This window comes from Microbulbifer mixtoriginis (SeqCode) (assembly GCF_052466715.1).
In genome coordinates, this window is record NZ_CP174288.1 from 3,776,933 (window position 1) to 3,800,291 (window position 23,359).

The window sequence follows — 23,359 nt, forward strand, 5'->3', positions numbered from 1 at the left end:
CTGCCCTTGCGCGGCATATAATTTTTCTCCCCCCCACCCTCAACAGAATTCCCAACTTTATTTGGACGTTGCGTAGACAGCGGCGAAGCCCCTTGTTTAGCCTCGAAACAAATAAGGAGAAAAAACAGAAATGAGCACCAAAAAAGATAAGTTAGTCATTTTTGATACCACTCTGCGCGATGGAGAGCAGAGTCCCGGCGCCTCTATGACCAAAGAGGAGAAGGTGCGCATAGCCCGTATGCTGGAACGCATGCGTGTAGATGTGATTGAAGCTGGCTTCGCCATTGCCAGCCCCGGAGATTTTGAAGCTGTTCAGGCGGTTGCCGAAGCCGTGAGCGAGTCTCGTATCTGCAGCCTCGCTCGCGCCGTCAACGCCGATATAGTGCGCGCCGGAGAGGCCCTGAAAAAAGCCAACGCCTCGCGTATTCACACATTTATCGCCACCTCCCCAATTCATATGCAATACAAGCTGCAGATGGATCCGGAGGATGTGCTGCAGCAAGCGGTGAAAGCCGTAAAGACCGCGCGCCAGTTTACCGACGATGTTGAATTCTCTCTGGAGGATGGCAGTCGCTCTGAACCGGAGTTTATGTATCGCATTATCGAGGCGGTGATCGCCGCCGGTGCCGGCACTATCAATATCCCCGATACTGTCGGTTATGGTGAACCGGGCGAGTACGGTGCCATGTTCCGCCGGGTTATCGAGAGTGTCCCCAACTCCGACAAAGCCATCTTTTCTACCCACTGTCACAACGACCTGGGTCTGGCAGTGGCCAACTCCCTGTCGGCCGTTATGAACGGCGTACGCCAGGTAGAGTGCACCATCAACGGCTTGGGTGAGCGCGCCGGTAACGCCTCTCTGGAAGAAATCGTGATGGCGGTACAGACCCGCCAGGATCTCTACCCGGTACACACCGGCATCGACACCAGCCATATTGTGCCCACCTCACGCATGGTCTCGTCGGTAACCGGCTTCCCGGTACAACCCAACAAGGCCATTGTCGGTGCCAACGCCTTCGCCCATGAGTCCGGCATCCATCAGGACGGGGTACTCAAACACCGCGAAACCTACGAAATCATGCGTGCCGAAGATGTGGGTTGGGGGCAAAACCGCCTGGTGCTCGGTAAACATTCCGGCAGGGCCGCGGTACGTGCCCGCTATGAGGAGCTGGGCATCGCCTTTAGCGATGGCGAAGAGTTCCAACTGGTATTCCAGCGCTTTAAGGAACTGGCCGATAAGAAGCACGAAATTTTCGACGAGGACCTGCACTCTCTGGTGGCCCTGCGCGAGGAACCCGCCGAGCGCTTCAAGCTGCTCGACCTGGACGTACGCACTAAAATCGGCAGTGCGCCACAAGCCTTTATCGAACTATCCATCGATGGTGTGCCCCACCAGACTGAGGCTCAAGGCGGCGGACCGGTAGATGCCACTTTCAAAGCTATCGAGCATATCGTAGATAGTGGTGCAGATTTAAAACTGTATTCCGTCAACGCCGTCACTCAGGGAACAGATTCCCAGGGCTCTGTCACCGTGCGATTGGAAAGAGATGGCCGTTTGGTCAATGGTGTTGGCGCCGATACCGATATTTTGATTGCCTCGGCACAAGCCTACATGGATGCGTTAAACTTGCTCGCCATCAGTGAGAGTAAGAAACAGGGCGTGTAAGTGAACGAGCTGCAGCGAGCGGAATATCTATCGGCACTGGGTATAGCCAGCTATGTGCCGCGCTTTGTATTACCGCTCGCTCCCGAGCCCCGCCAGGCCAAGCTGCCGCCGGCGGAGCCGGATACCGCTACTGACCAGCCGCTGCCGTTAGCTAGCAACCCCCTGCCGCAGTCTGCGGCACAGATTGTCGACGCACCGGCAACCAAAGAGCGTGATACTGTCGCGGCGGAGATCAACGCACTAACTAGCGCGACAAAAGCACAGGCTCCGGCAAAACCTACTATTGCCATACCGGTGGCGGCGCCGAGCCAGCAAGTGAAACCCTTTGTACTCAACTGCTGGCGTCTCGGCGAAACCCTGCTGGCAGTAGACAGCCACGAGCCCGGTGCCGCACTGCCACTAGAGTCTCTGTTCGGCAATATCGTTCGAGCGCTTAACTGGCACAAGCTACCGCGCCAGCAAGAGCGTCTGCATTGGCCAATGGCAGAAAACCGCTTCGGCCCGGCAGCAGACGCGTCGGAGGCCCGCGATACCTTTTCCAGTTGGCTGGAGGCCTCCTGCTCGCGCTATCCAGTGCGGTCGATCTGGTTGATGGGGCAAGAGGCACAGGAATTCTGTACACCTCAGCCTCTGGAAAGCGATATCAACAACTGGGATGGTATACGCATCCTGCCCATGCCCAGTCTGTCGCAACTGCTACAACAGCCGCAACGCAAGCGCGAACTCTGGCAGCTGCTGCGCAAAGCCTATCCCGCAGAGACCCGCGCTCAATGATGTTGTCCAACACCAAATTGGATTTACGCCTCGCCGAGGAGACTGACTGTGCCGCTCTGGCCAATCTGGCGCTCAGTGCCCACAGCCACCCCTGGAGTGAGACACAATATCTGCAGAGCCTAAAAGCCGGGCACCAGTGCTGGCTACTCAACAGCGGCAGTGAGACTGTCGCCTGCTGTGTAATCAGCCAGCTGTTTGACGAAGCGGAAATTCTCGATGTGGCCGTGGTACCCCAGTGGCGCCGGCATGGCTTGGCGGAAACGCTGTTGCGCCGCCTTATCGACGAGCGACACAAAGATATCCGGCGGCTATTGCTGGAGGTGCGGGCCTCCAATCTCGCCGCGCAGTCACTCTATCGCAAACTGGGTTTTTCTGAGGATGGCTTGCGCAAGAATTACTATCCCGCGGAAAACGGCAAACGCGAGAATGCTGTACTCATGAGCCTCGCCCTGGCAGAGCCGCAACCGTAGCTTAAAACAGTCAGCGGGCGTTTTTGGCCCAAATTTCTCGCCGTGCCATCCCACGCAGTTTTCCGCAGGGGATGCTGCCGAACCATATCTTCATTGCCTGAGCAGTATCAGAAAATCTGCCCAAACAACCGATTTGTTGGAAAGAGTTATCGAATGTCGCTATCTAAAAGCAGTCCCTCACTCCTAGAAGGCTCGGTTTCCGGCCACCTGCAGAGGCTGGCTCTGCCCATGGTGTGGGGTATCCTCGCGGTAATGTCCTTCAATATCGTGGATACCTATTTTGTCTCACAGCTGGGCAGTGCCCCTCTAGCGGCTATGAGCTTCACCTTCCCGGTTGTAATGGTCATCAACAGTTTCTCCATTGGTCTCGGCGCCGGCACCTCCTCCGCGGTAGCCCGTGCCTACGGTGCCGGAGATGTAGGGAATGTGCGCAGATTAGTAACAGACGCCTCAGTATTGGCGCTCCTCATTTCTCTGCTGATTACTGTCGCCGGCTTGTTGAGCATTCGCCCCCTGTTTTCCCTGCTCGGTGCCAGCGAAGAGCTGATGCCACTGATCGAGGACTACATGGTGCCCTGGTACATCGGCACTATCTTCGTGATAGTCCCCACCATTGCCCTTTCGGCTCTGCGCGCTATCGGCAACAGCGCGCTGACCGGTCGAATCATGGTGGGGGTGGCCCTGTTCAATGTGATCCTCGATCCTATTCTGATTTTCGGCCTGCTAGGGTTTCCCCGGCTGGAATTACAGGGTGCAGCGATCGCCACTGTCATCGTGCGCGCCATCAGTTTCTTCTTCGCCTTCTATTATTTGATCCGCCGGGAAAATCTTGTGGCCGCGCCCCAATGGCACTTCGGTACCCTAGTCGAATCCTGGCGCAAAGTCCTCGCCGTGGGGCTGCCGGCGGTACTCACCAATGTCATTATCCCCATGGCCGGCGGTGTTGTAGTAGCACTGGTGGCCGTACACGGCGACGAGGCCGTGGCCGGACTCGGCGTGGCCCTGCGTATCGAGCCGGTCGCCCTGATTATTTTTTATGCACTTTCTGCAGTCGTCGGCCCCTTTATGGGACAAAACGCCGGGGCCGGCAACACCGACCGGCTGCGGGAAACCGTCAGTGTACTGGCGCGCTTCTGCCTGATACTGGGGACGGGGTTGGCGGTGCTGCTTTATTTGATCGGCGAGCCAGTAGTGCGCTTGTTCAGCGACTCCCCAGAAGTTATCGCCGTGGCTGTCGCCTACCTGAGCCTGGTGCCGTTTAGCTATGCCGGTTACGGTTTTGTAATGTCGGCCAATGCCGCCTTCAACGGCCTGGGTCGGCCATTGCCTGCAACCATGATCTCGTTCCTGCGGGTACTCGGTATCTATCTCCCCCTAGCGTGGGTCGGCAACTATTTCTGGGGCATGACCGGATTGTTTGCCGCTACCGCCGCATCCAACCTGTTGCTCGGCGCCCTATCCTGGTGGTGGCTGCGCCACGATACCAGCAAGCGCAGTGCGGAAGTCGACACAACAGAACCCCTATCGGCCAGTTAATTTCAGTTCAGGAAAACACAAGCGACAGCCTCATTGCGCAACTCTCCCGTCCATGAGGCTGCCTCTTGTTCAACTTTACAGCGCTGTATTTCACTCTGTCGCCTTCATAATGAATTATCCGCCACACTAGTGAGCTTGCATATTACTTCCCACTTTGCACGTTAGTTTCAGCCGTGGCCGAACCCAGAGTCCGGTCACGCCTACTTACTCCGCAGCAAGGACGGTGATTTATGCAAGAAAAGGAAAGTGCATCGCTTCGCTGGCAACTGTGGCGCAACACAGTCCTGTCAGCTCTACTCTCGACCCTGGTTTCAACAAGCCTAATGGGCTGCGATCAGGACGACCCCGATACCCCTCCAAAAGATGATTCCGGAGATAATGGCGGCGGTAACAACGGGAACCACGAGCCCTGGATTCTGAACACCACTGGCGTCCGCGCACCCTATATCTACGAAAGCGATAGCAACGAACAGGTATTGGTGAACATCCAGAGTGTGGAGTCAGTCATGGTGGACGGCAAAGATTACACTCTGGTAACGGCGACAGGTATCCCCGATTACGAAACCGAAATCACCGACAATCTATACGGTTGGCTGATCAATCGCCCCAAGGCCGCCACTGATTTCGTCAGCGGTAGCCCCATTGTACAGGTTGGCGATGTCGTCAGCTTTGGCCAGGATATCGGCTACCGCAGTAACACGCAGAGTTGTGCTACGAGAGCAGGATACGGCTACTGGCCTCCCGGTCCCGTGTGCCCTGAGAACGTCTCTCACCAAGGCTACTTCCCACTGGCACCAGAAATGTCCGATGAAAGCTGTGAAAGCGGGCTTGGAGCACAGGGCTACTGGGTCAACGGCACTTCCATCTATCAGTGGAGCGATGGCCAGGTAGTGGATGGCACTTGGCACACCTTGGCACCGGTGGCAGAAAAGTACGATGTAGATATTTGCGGAGGCCATGCGGCTAGGGGGGATTACCATCACCATTTTTACAGCGGCTGCCTGGCGGATTTGGTTGGGGACTCAGGCGGTGCTCACTCCCCGATTTACGGCTTTACCGCCGATGGCTATCCCATCTACGGCCCCTGGGAAGCCGATGGAGAACTGGCCATAAGCAGCTGGGCCATTCGCAATTACGACGACCCCAGCGCACCGAGTGGTTGCGGCATAGCCGGGGAGCGCAGCTGCTTGTTGATCGATGAATACGATTTCACTAAAGGCACTGAAGTACTAAACAATAGAGGCCCCAGTACCAGTGATATTTTCACTTCTCTATCGGGCAATACGTTTATTACCAGGTCTGGTTTTTTCTATGAGGATTATTATTGGGACAGCGTCCTTACTGCGCTCGGCGGTGCCCATCTGGATCAATACAACGGTCACAGCGATAGTGAACGCGGTTACCACTATCACCTCACCGTGACCCAGGCCGAAGACGGGCAGCTTATTCCAGCCTTTCCCTATACCTTCGGACCGCGCTTCTACGGCAAGCTGGATAGCCAGACGATCGTCAGTGTCTGTTCCGATGTGGTCGGGGGCGGTACTCCGCCGAGACCCCCACCAAGGTAAGCCGAAACACCTTAAGGTTTTGCATTTATTTTTAAGCGCTGCTGCAATTAAACCGCGCTGCGGGATTCCCCCACAGCGCGGTTGGCAATCTCACCCCCACAACTGTCACTACGCTTGAAGACTATTCCCCAAGGCAAACTTTGCAAAATTTAACAGTGTCGATCTCTGCCAGAGAGCGACATCATATTTTTTCATCGCGTTAAAAAATCGGCAAAGGGGGAATGAATGACTTCCCCATACCCATTGGGGAGAAAGGTTTTTGCAGACATAGCCGCTTTCACGCAATGGTCTGTTTTAGTGCAATAGTGAAAGGCATTTCTCATCGGGAAAACCAGCTGCGCAAGCCCCCATATTGTCCATATTTTGTCCTCTTTTCTTCAGTACTTTCAGGTGGCTTCTCCCTAGATGTCAGGGCTACCCATGAAAAGAATAGAAATGCTCCTCCCGGACCAGCGCTCGCTTTTATCCTGCGCCATCGCCCTTACACTGATCACCGGTGCCTTACAGGGATGCGGTGGCGGAGGGAGTTCTTCCTCTGATACAGAAATCAGCAGCGAGGGCAGTGATTCCTCAACCGGCAGCAACAGCGGTGATGACCGCAATGGGGACGAAGACACTGGGGGAAGCGACAGCAGTACGGAAGACACTGGGGTCTGGGTCGTCAATACCACCGGAGAGCGCGCGCCCTATATCTACGAGAACAACAGTAATGAGCAAGTTCTGGTCAATGTGCAGAGTGTTGAATCTGTTACTGTAAGCGGCAAGGAATACACCCGGGTATCCGCAAGCGGAATTCCCGACTACGAAATTCTGATCACCGAAAATATCCTCAGTGCCCTGCTCACCCGCCCCAAGGTTAACAGTGATTTCCTAAACGGCAGCCCCAATGTGCAAGTGGGTGACTTCATCAGTTTTGGTCAGGATATCGGTTATCGCAGCAACGCCTCCTGTGGTGCCGAAGCAGGCTATGGCTTCTGGCCCCCCGGCCCCGTCTGCCCGGAGAATGTCTCGCATCAGGGCTACATCCCCAAATCCCCGGAAGCTGCAACAGAAGACTGTGAAACTAGCCTTGGCGTGCAGGGCTACTGGGTAAATGGCACCTCTATCTATCAGTGGAGCGACGGCCAGTCTGTCAACAACACCTGGCACACCCTAGCCCCTCTGGCCGAAGTCTATGATGTGGATGTCTGTGGTGGTCATGCCGCCAACGGTGATTACCATCATCATTTCTACAGCGACTGCCTGGCAAATCTGGTGGGGGATGTAGGTGATGCCCACTCACCAATTTATGGTTATACCGCCGACGGCTACCCGATTTACGGGCCCTGGGAAGGCGACGGACAATTGGCAACAAGCAGCTGGGCAATACGCGACTACGACGATCCCAGCTCAGAAACCGGTTGTGGCGTCGCCGGCGAGCGCTCATGCCTATTGGTTGACGAATACGACACTAGCAAGGGCGTTGCAAATACCAACAATACCGGCCCATCCACCAACGGCAGTTATACCTCCCTATCCGGTAACGAATTCGATACTACCGCCGGCTTTTTTTACGAGGACTATTACTGGGATCCTGAACTGACAGCCCAGAGTGGTGCATACCTGGACCAGCACAACGGCCATACAGATGAAGAACGCGGCTACCATTATCACTTGACTGTCACACTTAGCGATGACGCCCAATTGGTGCCCGCATTCCCTTTCACTTTTGGACCACGCTTTTACGGAAAACTGGATGAGCAAACCATTGTAAACCGGTGTTCTTCAACCATTGGGCGCTGACATCGAGCATCATTAAAGGCGAACTTTCTATGAAAATAATCGGGTATTTTCTTATTGGCTCCCTCTTCGGGCTGATGGTATCAGGCAGCCCCGCACTGGCCGCCCAAGCCAACCCCCACGCCGGCCACAACGGCGATCAACATCCGGTAATAGAGATACCCGTGCATATAGCCGTACCGAGAATTGAACTGGACATCAGCAGAGATAGCCTGTCCGGTTTCAATTTACATATCGGCTACGACCGCTTCGAACTGGAATCCCCCCGCTACGCCAACAATAAGCCACAGCGTTTCCTCGAAGGGCACGCACACCTCTACATCAATGGGGAAAAAATACAGCGTCTCTACGCCGCCGACGTGCATCTGCCAGAAAAACTGCTGAAGCCTGGCTTCAACCAAATCACAGTGACTCTCAATGCGCACGACCACAGTACCTGGAGTCGCGGGGGCAAGCGGGTTTTGGCAACACTATTTATTCAGCGCGACAGAGATAACTTTGTCCTGCACCATTTTTCCACATCGCCTTTATCTCAGGGTGAAAGGAGGGAAGAGAGTAAGAAGCCACAAGATTTAGCGCACATTAGCCAGTAAGCCGCTGGAGGTTTTCCCGCTGTATTTATTCAGCACGATTTTTCGCAAAGTACCTGAATTGCTTTGAATTCTTGGTCATAAACAGCAAGTAATTGGTCACTGAGATTGCCTCCCCTTTTGCTGTAAGTGTACGCTTGGAGAATCATCCGAACGGGCAAAGCCCAAAATGGTGGAACGGGAGAGTCCGCTATACCCACTGTCCGTAGGAAGGACTGCAAGAAAGATGTCGTTAAATATTCGCAACAAACTCAGCCTGGCTTTTTTACTCACCACGGCGATTACTGTCGGTGGTATGTTTGTTTTTTTCCAGTGGAGTTTCAGCCACGGTTTTCAGGCTTATATGCGTGCACAAGAGTTGCGCGATGTGGAAGGACTGGTCCAGGCACTGGAAAGCTTTTACCGTCGTAAGGGCAGCTGGAAATCTCTAGAAGCGAATGGCTCCGAGTGGATTGACCTGCACAGACAAACAATCTTTCGTCGCTTCGACCGCTTACCGCCACCCCCACCACCTGATGGCAGGCCACCGCGAGGCATGTTCGGGCCAGGCCATCGCCCGCCTATGGGTAACCGCTTGGGGCCGCGCCTAAGCCTTTTTGACAGTGAAAAGCGACTCGTGATTGGTCGACCAGCACCGGAAAAAGAATTGCTCTATCAGCCAATTAAAGTAGCAGATAAAACTGTTGGCTACCTCACTATCAATCCACCGCCCGAGCTCTCCAATAATTATGAACAGGGTTTTATCCAGGAGTTATCCCGCACTTTTGCGCTGATCTCCATCGCCACTTTTCTCGTTGCCCTAGCCATTGCCCTACCCCTGGCCTGGCAGCTGGTACGCCCTATCCAACGCCTGGCCGAAGCCACCCACCGCCTCACTTCGGGAGATTATAAAACCCGAATTGATATCGAGCGGCGCGACGAACTTGGCCAGCTGAGTGCGGACTTCAACCGCTTGGCGGCAACCCTGGAGGCCAACGAACACGCGCGCAATCGCTGGATGGCCGATATCTCCCATGAGCTGCGCACTCCACTGGCAGTACTCAAAGGGCAAATTGAAGCCCTGCAGGATGGTGTACGCACCGCCACACCGGAAAATCTCAATATTTTGCACGATAAAATTCGCCAGCTCAGCCGCTTGATAAACGACCTCTATGAGCTTTCGCTATCCGATGCCGGGGCCTTGAACTATTGCAAATCCGATCTCTCACTGGGCCCATTGCTGACCAGGGTAGTTAAGGATTTTCACAGTGCCTTTGCTGAGAAAAATATCGATTTGCAATTGCAGTGTGAGTTGGCCGAAAACAAACTAATTTACGCTGATGAGGCACGCCTACAACAATTGTTTGGCAACCTCCTCACCAATAGCTTGCGTTATACCGATAGCGGTGGCCAACTTAAAATACATGCCCGCGCAGAAGCGCAAACGGCTATTATCACCTTTGCTGATTCCTCTCCGGGAGTCACCAGTGCAGATATGCCTCACCTTTTCGATCGTCTCTATCGCACCGAAGTCTCGCGCAGCCGAGAAACCGGGGGGGCGGGCCTGGGGCTGTCGATTTGCCAGAATATTGTCCAAGCCCACGAGGGCAGTATTTCCGCTGGCCCGTCTCGTTTGGGCGGCCTGGAAATTAGTATTTATCTCCCTCTCAGCGAGAAGATCAAATGGTAGGAATAATGGGCGCAAGGATTTTAATTGTCGAAGATGAAATAGAACTGGCCAACTTGCTGCTGGATTACCTTGAAGCAGCTGGCTATCAGGCCGATATACTCACCAATGGCAATGAGGTCATCCCCCATGTCGAGGCCCAACCCCCAGACCTGATTTTGCTCGATCTGATGTTACCGGGGAAAGGCGGACTGGAGATCTGCACGGCAATCCGCCGCTACAGCAACGTACCGATTATTATGCTGACCGCCAGAATTGAAGAGGCTGACCGCTTGCGCGGCTTGGAAATTGGAGCGGACGACTATGTGTGTAAACCCTATAGCCCCAGGGAAATCGTGGCGCGGGTCAAAGCCGTTCTGCGTCGTACGCACAGTTCCGAGCAACAAAAACTCGGGGAGATCCAGCTGCAGCGCAACACCGGTCAACTGTTGATCGGGGGCCAGGACGTGGGCTTAACGGCCCTGGAGTTCCATCTCTTCGAGCTTCTCTACAGTGAGCCGGGCCGTATTTTTTCCCGAGAACAAATCATGGATCGTATTTATTCCGACTACCGGGTAATCAGCGATCGAACTATCGATAGCCACATAAAAAAAGTGCGCAAGAAAATTGCGGCCTTGCTGCCGGATAAAGAATTAATCCATTCAGTTTACGGTGCGGGATACAAATTTGAGGTGCAGTAATTATTACAGTGTAAACGCGTAGTACTCTGTATTTTGATAGAGCCGCAAAAGAGATGCTGGGAGCTGAGCTCCCAGCGATCAAATTACAAAGCCTCGGTGGCTTTCTGTAACCAGGAAGCCGTTTTTTCATTCACCAGAGGCGTAATGATCTTCCGCACACGCTGGTGGTAACAGTTCAACCATTGCAGCTCTTGCGCGGTGAGAAGTGTAGTATCAATCAGACTCCGATCGATCGGCGCCAGCGTTAATTCCTCAAACTGCAAAAAACCTTGGTAATCCACACTCTCTTTTACAAACACCAGATTTTCAATACGAATACCGTATTGACCGGTGAGATAAAAACCCGGTTCATTGGAGAGAATCATACCGGGCTGTAACGGGGTATTGGTAACCGCTTTGCCGATACGCTGTGGCCCTTCGTGCACACTTAGGAAACTACCAACACCATGACCTGTTCCGTGGGCGTAATCCAAGCCGGCATCCCATAGAGATCTACGTGCAATCGCATCGATCTGCTCTCCACAGGTACCCTGCGGAAAGCGTAGGGTAGCGATGGCAATATGTCCTTTGAGCACACGGGTAAAGTGCTCTCGTGCAAGTGCAGGAATTTCTCCCAGGGCCACTGTACGAGTCACATCCGTGGTGCCATCGGGATATTGAGCGCCCGAGTCGCACAGGAAAATTCCCTCAGGAGCCATCGGCAAGCTCGACTCCTCGCTCACCCGGTAGTGCACTATGGCACCATTGGGACCATAGCCCGAAATAGTTTCAAAGCTATTGCCGCGAAAGCCTTCGCGCTGCTGACGCTTGCTGTAAAGCAGCTTCACCGCAGCCAGCTCATCCAAACCTTCTGCCACTGCAGTGGGCAGTTCGGCTAGGAATTCACACAGCGCTGCACCATCGCGCTCATGCGCTGCCCTGGAGCCCGCCAGCTCTACGGAATTTTTACACGCCTTGGCCTGGGTCACAGGGTCACGCTCCAATAGCAATTGCAAATCCAGAGCGCGTAGCTGCTGCAGAGTCCAACAGTTACTAATTGTGGGGTCTACCCAAATCCTGTTCACGTGGCGGCGGCGCAGACCTTCAAACAACCGGCCCTTCTCGGTTACCACCATCACTTCCCGATTAAGGTGCTCCAAAAGCCCCTCACCAACTGCCGGTTCGGCCAGATACAAAATTGCGCAGCCATCTCTGAAGAGCACTCCACTGGATAGTGCTACAGGTAAATGGGGAATGTCGTCTCCACGAATATTGAACAGCCAGGCACAGCTCTCGGGATTTGCCAGCCACAGAGCATCTACACGCTTTTCGGCGAGAAGAGTGGCGATGCGCTGGCGCTTTTCACTGGAGTGCTCACCAGTAAACACATAGGGGTGGGGGCAGGCTTGGCCACAGGGAGATGCTGGCCGGTCGAGCCAAATCGTATCAATGGGATTCTGTTCCAAGGGCTTTAGGGCAATATCTCGTTCACCCAAATACTCTTTCAACAGCGCTAACCCCGGGTCCGTATGCAGGCGAGGATCAAAGCCCAGAGACTGACCCGAGCGCAGCTGATCACCCACCCAACGGGCAATAACCTCGCTATTTAGATCCTCCAGGGCTATGGGCAGGTCTCCCAATTGCTGCTGGCCTTGCAGGGTATAGCGACCATCTACAAAAAGAGCAGCTTTATCCAGGCCAATCACCGCCATGCCCGCAGATCCAGTAAAGCCAGTAATCCAGGCCAAACGCTCATCTGCTGCGGGCACATATTCATTCTGATACTCATCGGCGCGGGGAACCAGGAAAGCCTCCACGCCCTGTCGCCGCAACTCCTCCCGCACTCGCTGTAATCGTTCCTGACTCATACTTCCCCCATGGTTTTCCAGCACCCGAGCCACTTCTGCAGCCCCATGCTTAGTCACTGTTCTTTGTGATGACCTTGACTCGACTGAAAAGTCGAATTTATTCAAAAAGATGTTCTGGAGTGCCAGCAGTGCTGGCAGCTCCGCCTATTGACACTGCCGAAATGGTTTTTATGCCCCAATTTCAGAGACCAATTTCGCAGTATACCCCACCCTTGTATCAGCGCCGGCGTGTATAATGCAGACCTGTTTTTATTCCGAATATCGAGTGATCGAATCTTAAAATATGGGCCAGAGTTCTTCCCTGGCGGGCTACGCCGGCCGCCGCACCTTCGCTATCATTTCCCACCCCAATAAATCCCCCGCCGTCACAGCCTGACAACCTATGACAGAAAACCAGTAAAACCCGCACAAAACACTACTTTTCAAGCATTAGACCCGCGACAGCCCAAGCCACTTAAAACCAACCCCAGCCGCAAAAAATGTGTACATAGGCGTGTACACAAATCGCCTTTTTGTTAGCCTTAAAAAATATGTACACATGGAGGTTGTTATGGCGTTGTCGGATGCCTGGCTGAAGGCTAATTCAGGAAAGAAAATAGAGAAGCGATTTGAAAAGGCTGACCGGGACGGCCTTAGTGTGCGCGTTACACCCCAGGGGAAAATCACTTTCCAGCTCCGCTACCGCTACGACGGCAAGGCGGCCCGTGTGGATCTCGGTTCCTACCCTTTAATGACTCTGAAGAACGCCCGAAGCGAAGGGCTGCGCCTGAAAGGAAAGCTGGAACAGGGCTATGACCCCAGAGTGGTTAAGCAGCTAGAAAAGCAGGCGATCCTAAACGCGGATTCTTTAGAGGAGCTTTTCCTGCAGTGGTATCACTCCTACTGTAAGGAAAACAAAAAGGGCCACCATGAAATCCTGCGCTCTTTTCAGTTGTACGTGTTCCCAGCCGTTGGCCACCTCCCCGCCGAAGAAGTCACCCTGCACGAGTGGCTGGCCCTGCTGGAGAAGCGGGCACAGGCCACCCCCGGTATTGCCGACCGCATCCTGACCAATGCCAAGCAAATGCTGAAGTGGGGTGTGCGACGCAGGCTGATCACTAGCAACCCGATTGCCAATATCAACGCTACGGAAGATCTGCGCATCAAGAAAGGCACCGGCACCCGCTCCCTAAGCCCTGACGAAATCGGCATGATGTGGCAGGCCCTGGAGCACTCGCGCATGGCACCAAAGAATAAGATCTTCCTTAAGCTGTGCCTCTTCTATGGCTGCCGCAATGGTGAGTTGCGCGTAAGCGAGAAAAAGCACTTCGATTTCGAGAAGCGCATTTGGACAGTACCACCCGCTAATCACAAGATGGGCAAATCAACCAAGAAACCCCTGCTGCGCCCCATCACCCCCGAGATTGAACCCCTACTGAAAGAGGCTTTTCTGCTGAGCGGTGAAAGCAAGCACCTGTTCAACAATAGCGGCAGCAATAAGCCCATGGGCCAGGGGGCGCCACTGGCACTGCCCTACAACCTGATGCAGTGGTTGCGCCGGCACAGAGACTACGAGATGAAACACTGGTCGGTGCACGACTTGCGCAAGACGGCAAGAACAAACTTTTCCGAACTGACAGAGCCCCATATTGCTGAAATAATGCTGGGGCATAAATTGCCAGGCCAGTGGCAAGTCTATGACCACTATGACTATCTAAAAGAGCAAACGGAAGCCTATACAAAGTGGTGGGCAAAGCTCACTGGATTTACAAATCCTTCACCCTAAAGACAAGAGTAAAGGAATAGAGCTTTCATAGCTGTAATCAAAAGGAAGAATTAATGTTTAAAATCAACATCATCAAAATTTTATTTGCCATTTCAATTTTCTCAGCCTGCAATATATCTTACGCCGCCGAAGATTGGTCAGAGGGTGATTGGACCAAGATTAACTCTATGATGGGAGGCGCCTCAGGGAAAATTTACATCTACACAGACGGAACTGAACATAATCCAATTGGATGCGAAATTAACTATCGCTATGTTTTATCGATGGAACACCCCGGCTTTAATCCACTCTATGGATTACTCATTACTGCATATAACAATGGCGATCAAGTTAAAATGCATGTAAGCAATGAGTTTTGCGAGACAGGCTCACCGAAAATATTATATGTAAGCATAAAACCCAACTCCTAAATAGAAACGCCAACGCTGAAACCCCATCACTTTGTAACTTTCGCATTTCAATTCAAGCTGGGCAGGGCATGAAAAAAACCTCATTGAGAAATAAGTTATTCTTATTAACACTTATCTTTTTTACATTTAGCGCCAAAGCCGCACTTGGAGACCAAAAAAAAATAAAAATAATGTCTTACAATATACTCTGTGAGAATTGCCCACTATACAAGAAACAAGTATCACACTGGCATATTCGGCGAAATCTAATCTACTCTATTATCGAAGAAAAAGATCCAGACATAATTGGCCTACAAGAAGTCAAGGGATCACAATACAACGATATTTTTTCTCGCTTTAAACCTGAATATGAAATTGTAGAAGCTGAAGCAGATAAAGATTTTTATAATTTAATCCTATACAAAAAAAGAAGATTCACAAAGGATGAAACCAACTCTGGCAGCGAGCTTTTCCCAAAATCAAACAAAAATGGCGCAGCCATAAAAAATCAAATGTGGGTGACGTTAATTGACAACGATGACGAAAACAAAAATAAATTTACTTTTGTAAACACTCACTTTTGCCATGTTGACCCAGACATTCGCCTTGCCTCAGCGGCAAAAATCATGGAAAAACATGAAAGCAGAACAAACCCTACAATCATAGTTGGTGACCTAAACTCAAAACCGAACAGCCTCCCAATAAAAGAAATAACAGATAAAACAAGATTCACCAACTTACAATGCGAAACCACTAACTCCTGCAGCTCATCACATGTCAGCTTATCCTCTACTCACATCAAAAGCTCTGAATTAAAAATTGATTGGCTACTTGGAGACCACACTATTATTAGGTCTTCACCCTATATCGCAGGTGATTCACAAAGTGGCTATGAGAGTAGCTTTCTAATTCCGACGAACGATCGGATATTATCTCTGAAGAACGCATATAAAACATATCCATCTGATCACTTTGCGATTGGCGTTGATGTAATCTTGCCCGACTAAAATTTTGTATTTCAAGTTTCGACAAGGCTCTCCCAAAAACTAAGTCACCACCCTAGGCAAATCCCCCCAGCGAGTGGTATAGGCAGGCGATGTAAACGCCTGCCGCATCTTCCATTTCTTCTGGATTCCTTCAGCCCCTAGAAACAGAGTCCCACGGCCAAACTTTTTATTGATCCGGTCCATCGCCTGCATGGTCTGCCCTGCCCTGAGTGATTGCCCTGGGGTGAACAAATCACCCTGCCCCAGCGCGCGGGGGATAATCTCGATTAGCCCAACGCCCGCTTTCATAAAGCGGCAGCCGGGGCGGTATAAATCCGCAATGGCTTCTCTCACTAGCCGCACGATTACCCGTGTGTCATCGGTGGGATATGGGGTCTGCACTACGGTGCTGCGGCTGTAGTAGTTGGGCTCATGGGGTGAGGTGTGCAGGAATAGATGGATCGACTTAACCAGCGATTTCTGCGCGCGCAGTTTCTCTGCGGCCCTGCTGGCGTAGAGGGTCGCGGCCTGCAGTATCGGCGCTAGCTCGGTGAGCTTTTCGCCAAAGGAGCGGGTGCAATAGATCTGTTTTTTCGCCGGGGGCTCTTCCTCCAGGCCCAGACAGGGAATCCCGTTCAATTCTTCAATAGTGCGCTCAATATTCACATTGATACGGCGGCGCAAAATTTTTGGGTTGGCCTGCGCCAGGTCATAGGCGGTCTCTATACCGAAATCCGCCAGGCGCTTGGTGAGACGCCGGCCTATACCCCACACATCATTCACGGCGGTGCGGCGCTGCATCCACTGCCACTTCTCAGGCGTATCCAACGCACAGACACCATCACACTTGGGGATTTTCTTGGCCGCGCGGTTGGCGAGCTTGGCCAGTGTCTTACTGGGGGCGATACCCACACCGACAGGCATACGGATATTGCGCCAGAGCGTGTTGCGGATCTTGCGGCCGTAGTCCTGCCAATCCTCTTGCAGCCCGTGCAGATCCAAAAACATCTCATCAATGCTGTAGACCTCCACATTGGGGCCGAACTCGCGCAGGGTGGTCATTACCCGGTGGGAGATATCGCCATACAGTGGGTAATTGCTGGAGAAGATGGCCACCCGGTGCGCACGCAGCAGGTGCTGGACCTTAAAGAAGGGCTCCAAGTCGCCGATGCCCAACAGCTTCGCCTCCTTGGAGCGCGCCACCACAAAGCCATCGTTATTGGAGAGCACCACCACCGGGCGCCCGCGCAGATCCGGTCGGAATATCTGCTCGCAGCTGGCGTAGCAGCTATTACAATCCACCAATACCAGCATTTAGCGCGGCCGGTGGTAACGCACCGAAGCCTTTACCACCCCCCCCACAATCAATTCCTGCCCTTCCCAAATGGGGATTGGGGCATAGTCATCATTGGCAGAGAGCAGCCGCCCCTGCTGCTGGTCCAGCACCTTGCAAGTGAGCTGACCGTCCAGGGCCACCACCACCACATCGCCATGGGTGGGCTTTAGCGAGCGATCGACAATCAATAAATCCTTGTCGAAGATGCCAAGCCCCATCATGGAATCCCCATTCGCCCGCGCCATAAAGGTCGCCGCCGGCTTGGAGATCAGGTGCTCATCCAGGCTAAGGGCCGCCTCCTTGTGGTCATCGGCGGGAGAGGGAAAGCCACAGGCTATGCCGTGGCCGTAGAGTGGGGAAAGCTTCATTCTGGAAACCCTAAATACTGTATATATATACAGTTTATTGCTAGAGGGCAGCAATCGGCAAGGGCAATGGATGACTATGAGGCCGGTACCACTCTCAGCAACGGCCTCAATAGCAGGCCTCTAGCATGGTTTTTACCCGACTCTACCCATAACTGCCGCAGGAGTTTCGCCGGCACACTCACCGGGTGATTGAGAGCAGTTAACAGCTTTGGAAGAATCGACGCTAGTTAGCCCCCATCTCCCTTCGGAAGGTGATCGGCAGCATATCCGATTGCTGCGCGTATTTTGGTTTCATCCAGGTTGGGGAAGTCTTCAATGATTTCGCTAGTGGTCATACCAGCACTGAGCACCTGCAAAATATCTACCACGGCTATTCTGGTGCCTTTCACACAAGCTTTCCCACCGCGCTTTTCCATATCCACCTCAATATACGGCTGATAGTCCATTCAGCACCTCCACAGGTTATTGGGATTTTTCAGCAGGCAATAACCACTCCAAAATCAAATTATTTCTATTTGAGTTGATTAATCTTCCCTATCTTGATTTACAGCATACTCTGCAGCCCATTCCCTTTTGTATACTTCGCAACTGCTTTACAAGGAGGAATGCGTCAAATGGGACATTATGAACAACCAAAGCCGTACTACCTTAAAGACCGCCGCGAGATCGCTATAGATAGGTTCGCCTCTAAGGACAATATCTCCAAGGCGGACTATATGGCCCTACAAGTTGTCGAGCAGGTGGAAGAAACCCTCGACAAGTACCGCCAAGAAGCAACCACCATGCCTAGAAAGGAATTGAGGGATGAAGAGCACGACTCCGCCCGGCTAGGCCAATTTCTGGAAAAAAATGGCAAGCCTCATCCCGGCGGAAATTGCGATGCCCATGCTATCGTTTCAGGAGCACACCCAAAGGCCACTCGGCAACGAGGTATCTTAGCGAGAGCGAAGGTCCGCATAGACGATATAAGAAATGGCACCTGGCTTCCAAGGAGAACTGCGGACACTCCACACCCTAAAATGCCAAGCGCTGTACCTCACTCGCGCATACATAGGAATGGTTATTACCAGTGGCTTAATCTTGAGTTTGATACCCTAGACTTAAATAATCTTACGGCTGAGAGTGTAGAAAAGCTTCTTAAAGGGATAGAGTACGACTTGAAGTTCTCCAGCTTCCCAAGCTTTGTTATGTTGCCTGCCGATAAACTCTAAGCATTGAAAATATGAATATCTATCAAGTATCTGAAGACGACAATAACTACATGACGGTCTACTTCGACCCAGATGAGGTTGAAGAGAAGCGCGGGGACGATGATTTTATCATTTTCACACAACCACAGTCCTACGCCTGTGACTGGGTACCTTTAGAGTTGAGTATTAAAGCCTGTGACTCTCCCCCCAATATTCCCACGCTATCGCGGTGGCAAAACTATCTCGTGCTGCACGAAGCAGCCTATAAAGCTCTCGAAGGCATGCTAGGTCCTTATGGGGAGTTTCTCCCCTGCACTTATCAAGGGACCAAGTTTTATCTGTTTAATCCCCTAACTATCGCTGAAGATCTCAATGCGGTAGTGCCGGGCTCTGTTACAAGAGAGGGCAACCTGATCTCAGGGATTGAATTTGACGAAGAAAAACTGAAAGAAGTACCGGTATTCAGAAGCAAAGAGTCCAATATAACCATTTACTGCACTGAAGCTTTCAAAAATATCGTGGAATCAGAAAAGCTCGAAGGGCTAAGATTTAGCACCAATCTGACACACTATTAGCAGCCAAAAAAAGCCATCCACTCAATTAAGTTCAATTAGTGGGTGGCTTTTATATTATAGACAACATCATTATTTATCCCACCAAACATCTATCACTGGCCACCAACTTTCATAAGCGCCTGAAAGTCCGCCCCAGACTTTGCCCCATAGAGAATTATCATAGAAAAAACAAACATAACGATAAACACTACTATAACTGCTTCAAAAAATATCCATTTATCCTTTTCCCATACATGGTATATTTTTCTCTTAAACAGGTCAGCCCCCCCAAACTGCTTCTCGAGCATTTTAAATTCGAAAGCTATTTCAGGCTTTGACTCGGCAATGCTTTTTATAAGTAAAGATGTGTTAGCCCAGAATGCTAGGAAAAAAATTCCCACAAAAATCCAAAACATGAATGTGATTGCCACTCCCTCACCTGTAACTTCAGAGAAATCCAACCTTTGCCCAGATATTACAATTAGAGAAAAAATGATTATTTGAGGTGTCATATTTCTCAGAAAATCTAAAAAATCTTTTCTGCCACCCTTTAAAATATGCATCCCCCCTCCTTAATATCTACTTGAATAGTCGAGCCACTAATGGGTAAAAATCAATTAACATGTAGGCTTAATTATTATTTGAATTACAGGTCAGCAGCTTACCGCAACTAGCTACATCAGCCTATACTTACCGGCTACCGCCTCAAACTGCCGCTTATAGATGGCACGAGCGGGCTGATATGGAGGCAACCACTCATCAGGGCCTTTGTCGCCTTTACTTTGATTGTGACCATCATCCACCAGCCACAGGTTGGCCGGCTCTTCGGCAAAGGCACGACGCTGCTCACGGGTCCAGTTGGCACCACCGTGCTTATGCGCCCATGAAAGAGGCCCTATATGCTCAACATCCAGATCGGAGGCATTTTTGAAAAACTGGCCGGTATAGGGGGCCATCCATAAGCCCGACACCAAAGTGCAAGCCTTTTCATAGCTAAAGGTTACTGGAGCCAGGGAGAGGCGAATCAGCAATTCCTGGCGCGTGTTCTGGCAGTCGCCATCGGCATCAGACCAGCGAGGGAGCCACTGCTGGCGGTCGTAGGCTTGGGACGTGGTTTCAGGGCAAGTAAAGAAAGTAAACACATATACAGCTTAAACATTAAAAAGGTTGCTCTGGCCCCAATTATTGCCAAACCATTGAAACTACAATGTATTTAATCGCTCAGTATGGATAGTAATGGGGATCTTGAAATTTATATGCAGCATTCAGTAATATGCCGTTATAGTCAGTAATTGCTCTCAGCATTTACAGCTCGTATCTTAACTCTACAATAAAAAGCAAATTTAGGGAGTGGTATATGCCAGGAGAAACTTTTCTGCAAGGTTATGCTTGTGCATGGCAGTGGATATTTGATGACGTCGGTTCAAAAACATGGAAGATAATTTACAATCCAGCCAGTGAAGAAACGCCAGAGTGTATAACCTGCTTTACCCATGATCGAACTGATCATGGGAAACTGCAGCCTCAAGTGGACCATTTTTTTAACCACACATTTATGGGTCGAAATGGTGAAGCAGAATATGGTACTGGACACGGAAACTTTCACCGCTGGGTAGGAGAGGCGTCACAAGATGCAGATATTCACCCACATGATCACTGGGTTATTGACAGATATAATGATATAAGAGCAGAGGAGCTGATGAAATTATTTTTGACACAATTACTCAGTTTGAACTTTATCAGTGGCCCCGAACATACGCGATGCTCGACTAATTTTGAAGAATTCATACGTGATTAACTGATGCACTTCAAGGTTGAATACAAGTAATGATTATCGAGTCTGTTTCGTTGTCACTACTTTATTTGAAGATTCACATCAACTGGCTATCATGCCACTTTCCCGTTTTTTATCTTTATCAATACTTCGGACAGTTTCAGCCCAGTAATTCCGGAGGCTGCTGCCCTGTAAGGTAATTATTGGCAGCCTAAGATTATTTTAGACTTGCGATAAAAAAGCCCTCCGGGGCTCAATTCTTATAGATTCTGGGCTCTAGCCCTCTAAAACTATCCAAAGTTTTTCTAACGTTTAAACAGTTATAATTTTTTACTTAACCCGGCATAAAGCCGCCGGGTTATTTTCCTGACCTGCAAAGAGTAAACTATCTACATTATCAAACCACCTGATTATCCCAAAAAACCCCATTCAACGCCCCTAACATCTGCCCCACCACCCCAGCCAAATCGCTGCTTGTGCTACCCATAATCACCGGCAGCGTCGCCGGGCGGTTGGCAATCTTCCAGCCGCTATTGTCTTTCACATACAGCAAGCCATCCGCTTTATTCAGGGCCACTTTTGCCGGGAAGAATTGCCAGTAGCCTGGGTCTGCCACATAGCGGGCGAGCTGGCCGTCTTTGCCGGACCAGTCGCCAGTGCCGGTGGCGACCAGGTAGCGATCGCCATCGCTGGCGCTTGCTGGTGGATCGTTTTGTATATTGAGCACTTCCAGCTGTAGCAGTGCGTCTGTTGTGTCCAGGGCTTGGTTGAGGCTGGCGGCGAGGTCTAGGGTGCCCTCTTGTGCGTAGGGGATGCCGTTATTGGGGGTAGTGCTCATCGAGTTTGTTTCCTGCTTATACGCTGATTTGTGCCGTTGGGCCTGGGCCGGTGATGCTGTTTAGCTGGCTGACTGTGATCGTCGCGGCGCCTGGGTCTGCGATGGTAAGTGTGGTTGCTGTGGTGTCTGTGCTCTGGCCGTTGACCGTTACCCGGTAGCCACTGAAGTATTGCGACTGGTCGTAGGCAGCGCGGCCACCCAGGCGCCCTACTCCGAGCCAGTGAATTACCAACTGGCCACCGATGCGACGTGCGCTGAGATTGGCCGGTGCTGGTTCGGTATGGCTGGTGCCGTTAAAAGTGCCGCTGGTTACAGTTTCTTTGCCGCTGCCAATACTGGTGGCGCGGAAGGTGAGCGTCTGGCCGAGGTTGTAGCGCTCGGTGGCAATAAAGTTGAGAGTATTGCGTTCCAGTAATACAAAGCGCGTGCCCGCCGGGTGGTTGGCCGGTGTGGAACCTAGGCGCCCGCGCAGGAAATAACCGATTTCCCACAAGCCGGGGCTAATTTCTTCCGCCTCGCCAAAGCTGACAATTTCATTGCCGATCAGCGCCCTATTCTGGCGGTTGAGCATGTCGGCCATTGTGCGGTTTTCCAGCGCGTCGCCGCTATCGTAGAGGCGTAATTGCACGCGGCTGTGCGTATCGGGGACTTCCGGCTTGTGGCTGCCCAGTGCACTGGTTAGCTCGCCCATAACCGCCTCGATATCGGTGCTGTCTGACTCGATATAGTTCTGCCCACCATCGAGGGACAGGGCCACTGTGGCACCGCCCCAGGCGCTATTACTGCCGGCAATGGCGACGTAGTAGCCGAGCTGTAAATCATCACCGCTGGCCAGTATGGGCGCGTCGATAAATTCGATAAAAGTGGATCCAGGCACTAACGGCACCGGGGCCGGTGGTGCCATGGGAGCTACGCCGAAGGCTTGGCTCTGATAGGCGCTTTTGCGGTCGTGAATCAGTTTGTACTTCTGCTCGCCGTTATCCAGGGAAACTTCATCGATACGGCAGCGGTCGCCGCGATAAATCACCACGTCGCCAGGGGTGAGTTTTAGATAACTATCCGGCAGGGTAATTTCAAAATCGCCGCGCTGCTCTTCGATCATCACCTTGTGCATAATCACGGCGATCTGTGCAGCCTGGTCGGTCTCCAGTACCAGCGGGGTTTCGATATTTTTTTCCCCCTCGCCACGAGTGTCGATGCTGCGATCACTGGTCTGCTTGCAGGTATCGATACCGCCTTCAGCATCGTAATAGTTCAGGTTTAAAACCCGCACAATTTCCTCGGGGGAGCGTCGGGTTTTCTCGTCATAGCTATCGCCGATCAAATCGTTTTCATCGATGGTCATAACCGGCTCGGTGCCTCGCGGGGTAAACACCAACGAATCGCCCCGGTTGACCGGATCAAAAAAGAACGCCTTGGCCAGCTCCTGAATATGTTCAAACGCGGGGGCCTCGTTGCTGATCTGCATACCCGAGACATAACCCTCCAATAGAGTGGTATCGAATTTGCCAAACGGCAGGCCGGCGCGCTCGCAGATCTCCGCGACCACGGCATAGAGGGGATAAGGCATAGGAAGTTATTCG

The 23,359-nt window shown here is 51.9% G+C and carries 23 protein-coding genes; 15 read left to right on the forward strand and 8 right to left on the reverse strand.

Annotation, left to right across the window (positions count from 1 at the left end):
• Window positions 1–130 precede the first annotated feature (130 nt).
• The 9 genes from ACJJH9_RS16730 (at window position 131) to ACJJH9_RS16770 (ending at window position 10,729) form a co-directional block, all read left to right on the forward strand.
• A complete protein-coding gene (locus tag ACJJH9_RS16730; protein ID WP_444903851.1) occupies window positions 131–1,666 on the forward strand; it encodes a 2-isopropylmalate synthase in 1,536 nt (511 codons plus the stop codon).
• Complete coding sequence (locus tag ACJJH9_RS16735; protein ID WP_444923426.1) at window positions 1,667–2,440, forward strand: uracil-DNA glycosylase family protein; 774 nt, start codon at window positions 1,667–1,669, stop codon at window positions 2,438–2,440.
• Entirely contained in the window at window positions 2,437–2,910 is a 474-nt protein-coding gene (gene rimI, locus ACJJH9_RS16740) for a ribosomal protein S18-alanine N-acetyltransferase (protein ID WP_444888004.1), read from the forward strand. The genes ACJJH9_RS16735 and rimI overlap by 4 nt, the downstream gene beginning before the upstream one ends.
• Window positions 2,911–3,063: 153 nt before the next feature.
• Entirely contained in the window at window positions 3,064–4,446 is a 1,383-nt protein-coding gene (locus ACJJH9_RS16745; RefSeq protein ID WP_252084538.1) for an MATE family efflux transporter, read from the forward strand.
• A 230-nt stretch (window positions 4,447–4,676) separates the two neighbouring features.
• Entirely contained in the window at window positions 4,677–6,014 is a 1,338-nt protein-coding gene (locus ACJJH9_RS16750; RefSeq protein ID WP_444923427.1) for a YHYH protein, read from the forward strand.
• Between the two features lie 420 nt (window positions 6,015–6,434).
• The gene (locus tag ACJJH9_RS16755; RefSeq protein WP_444923428.1) at window positions 6,435–7,796 is read left to right on the forward strand and encodes a YHYH protein; all 1,362 of its coding nucleotides are present in this window, start codon (window positions 6,435–6,437) and stop codon (window positions 7,794–7,796) included.
• Window positions 7,797–7,825: 29 nt separating this feature from the next.
• Window positions 7,826–8,386, forward strand: coding sequence for a hypothetical protein (locus tag ACJJH9_RS16760; RefSeq protein WP_444923429.1), 561 nt, complete (start codon window positions 7,826–7,828; stop codon window positions 8,384–8,386).
• Between the two features lie 223 nt (window positions 8,387–8,609).
• Entirely contained in the window at window positions 8,610–10,052 is a 1,443-nt protein-coding gene (locus ACJJH9_RS16765; RefSeq protein ID WP_444923430.1) for an ATP-binding protein, read from the forward strand.
• Window positions 10,053–10,057: 5 nt separating this feature from the next.
• Entirely contained in the window at window positions 10,058–10,729 is a 672-nt protein-coding gene (locus tag ACJJH9_RS16770; RefSeq protein WP_444887998.1) for a response regulator, read from the forward strand.
• A gap of 83 nt (window positions 10,730–10,812) precedes the next feature.
• Here the strand turns inward: ACJJH9_RS16770 and ACJJH9_RS16775 are convergent, their stop codons facing one another.
• Window positions 10,813–12,576, reverse strand: a complete 1,764-nt coding sequence (locus ACJJH9_RS16775; protein ID WP_444923431.1) for an aminopeptidase P family protein — start codon at window positions 12,574–12,576, stop codon at window positions 10,813–10,815.
• Between the two features lie 550 nt (window positions 12,577–13,126).
• On the opposite strand from ACJJH9_RS16775, the gene ACJJH9_RS16780 reads away from it, so the two are divergent.
• The 3 genes from ACJJH9_RS16780 to ACJJH9_RS16790 all read left to right on the forward strand — a co-directional run bounded on the left by ACJJH9_RS16780 (window position 13,127) and on the right by ACJJH9_RS16790 (window position 15,737).
• Window positions 13,127–14,341, forward strand: a complete 1,215-nt coding sequence (locus tag ACJJH9_RS16780; RefSeq protein ID WP_444923432.1) for a tyrosine-type recombinase/integrase — start codon at window positions 13,127–13,129, stop codon at window positions 14,339–14,341.
• Between the two features lie 53 nt (window positions 14,342–14,394).
• A complete protein-coding gene (locus ACJJH9_RS16785; protein ID WP_444923433.1) occupies window positions 14,395–14,751 on the forward strand; it encodes a hypothetical protein in 357 nt (118 codons plus the stop codon).
• Between the two features lie 68 nt (window positions 14,752–14,819).
• Window positions 14,820–15,737, forward strand: a complete 918-nt coding sequence (locus tag ACJJH9_RS16790; RefSeq protein WP_444923434.1) for an endonuclease/exonuclease/phosphatase family protein — start codon at window positions 14,820–14,822, stop codon at window positions 15,735–15,737.
• Between the two features lie 39 nt (window positions 15,738–15,776).
• On the opposite strand, the gene ACJJH9_RS16795 is transcribed toward ACJJH9_RS16790, so the two are convergent.
• The 3 genes from ACJJH9_RS16795 to ACJJH9_RS16805 form a co-directional block, all read right to left on the reverse strand.
• Window positions 15,777–17,030, reverse strand: coding sequence for a Y-family DNA polymerase (locus ACJJH9_RS16795; protein WP_444923435.1), 1,254 nt, complete (start codon window positions 17,028–17,030; stop codon window positions 15,777–15,779).
• Window positions 17,031–17,420, reverse strand: coding sequence for a LexA family protein (locus ACJJH9_RS16800; protein ID WP_444923436.1), 390 nt, complete (start codon window positions 17,418–17,420; stop codon window positions 17,031–17,033).
• A 227-nt stretch (window positions 17,421–17,647) separates the two neighbouring features.
• Window positions 17,648–17,866, reverse strand: a complete 219-nt coding sequence (locus ACJJH9_RS16805; protein WP_444923437.1) for a DUF433 domain-containing protein — start codon at window positions 17,864–17,866, stop codon at window positions 17,648–17,650.
• A 168-nt stretch (window positions 17,867–18,034) separates the two neighbouring features.
• Between ACJJH9_RS16805 and ACJJH9_RS16810 the strand changes: the two genes are divergently transcribed.
• Together ACJJH9_RS16810 and ACJJH9_RS16815 are read left to right on the forward strand one after the other, a co-directional pair.
• The gene (locus ACJJH9_RS16810) at window positions 18,035–18,631 is read left to right on the forward strand and encodes an AHH domain-containing protein (protein ID WP_444923438.1); all 597 of its coding nucleotides are present in this window, start codon (window positions 18,035–18,037) and stop codon (window positions 18,629–18,631) included.
• An 11-nt stretch (window positions 18,632–18,642) separates the two neighbouring features.
• On the forward strand, window positions 18,643–19,185 hold the full coding sequence (locus ACJJH9_RS16815; RefSeq protein WP_444923439.1) for a hypothetical protein: 543 nt from the start codon (window positions 18,643–18,645) through the stop codon (window positions 19,183–19,185).
• Between the two features lie 92 nt (window positions 19,186–19,277).
• Here ACJJH9_RS16815 and ACJJH9_RS16820 read toward each other — a convergent pair whose 3' ends face one another.
• Complete coding sequence (locus tag ACJJH9_RS16820) at window positions 19,278–19,727, reverse strand: hypothetical protein (protein ID WP_444923440.1); 450 nt, start codon at window positions 19,725–19,727, stop codon at window positions 19,278–19,280.
• Window positions 19,728–19,838: 111 nt separating this feature from the next.
• Complete coding sequence (locus tag ACJJH9_RS16825) at window positions 19,839–20,306, reverse strand: GmrSD restriction endonuclease domain-containing protein (protein WP_444923441.1); 468 nt, start codon at window positions 20,304–20,306, stop codon at window positions 19,839–19,841.
• 215 nt (window positions 20,307–20,521) lie between these two features.
• Here ACJJH9_RS16825 and ACJJH9_RS16830 point away from each other — a divergent pair, with 215 nt between their 5' ends.
• Entirely contained in the window at window positions 20,522–20,962 is a 441-nt protein-coding gene (locus ACJJH9_RS16830) for a hypothetical protein (RefSeq protein WP_444923442.1), read from the forward strand.
• Between the two features lie 373 nt (window positions 20,963–21,335).
• Here the strand turns inward: ACJJH9_RS16830 and ACJJH9_RS16835 are convergent, their stop codons facing one another.
• Window positions 21,336–21,776: a DUF2793 domain-containing protein gene (locus ACJJH9_RS16835; protein ID WP_444923443.1), complete on the reverse strand. Its 441-nt coding sequence runs from the start codon at window positions 21,774–21,776 to the stop codon at window positions 21,336–21,338.
• A 16-nt stretch (window positions 21,777–21,792) separates the two neighbouring features.
• The gene (locus tag ACJJH9_RS16840) at window positions 21,793–23,346 is read right to left on the reverse strand and encodes a phage tail protein (protein ID WP_444923444.1); all 1,554 of its coding nucleotides are present in this window, start codon (window positions 23,344–23,346) and stop codon (window positions 21,793–21,795) included.
• Window positions 23,347–23,359 lie beyond the last annotated feature (13 nt).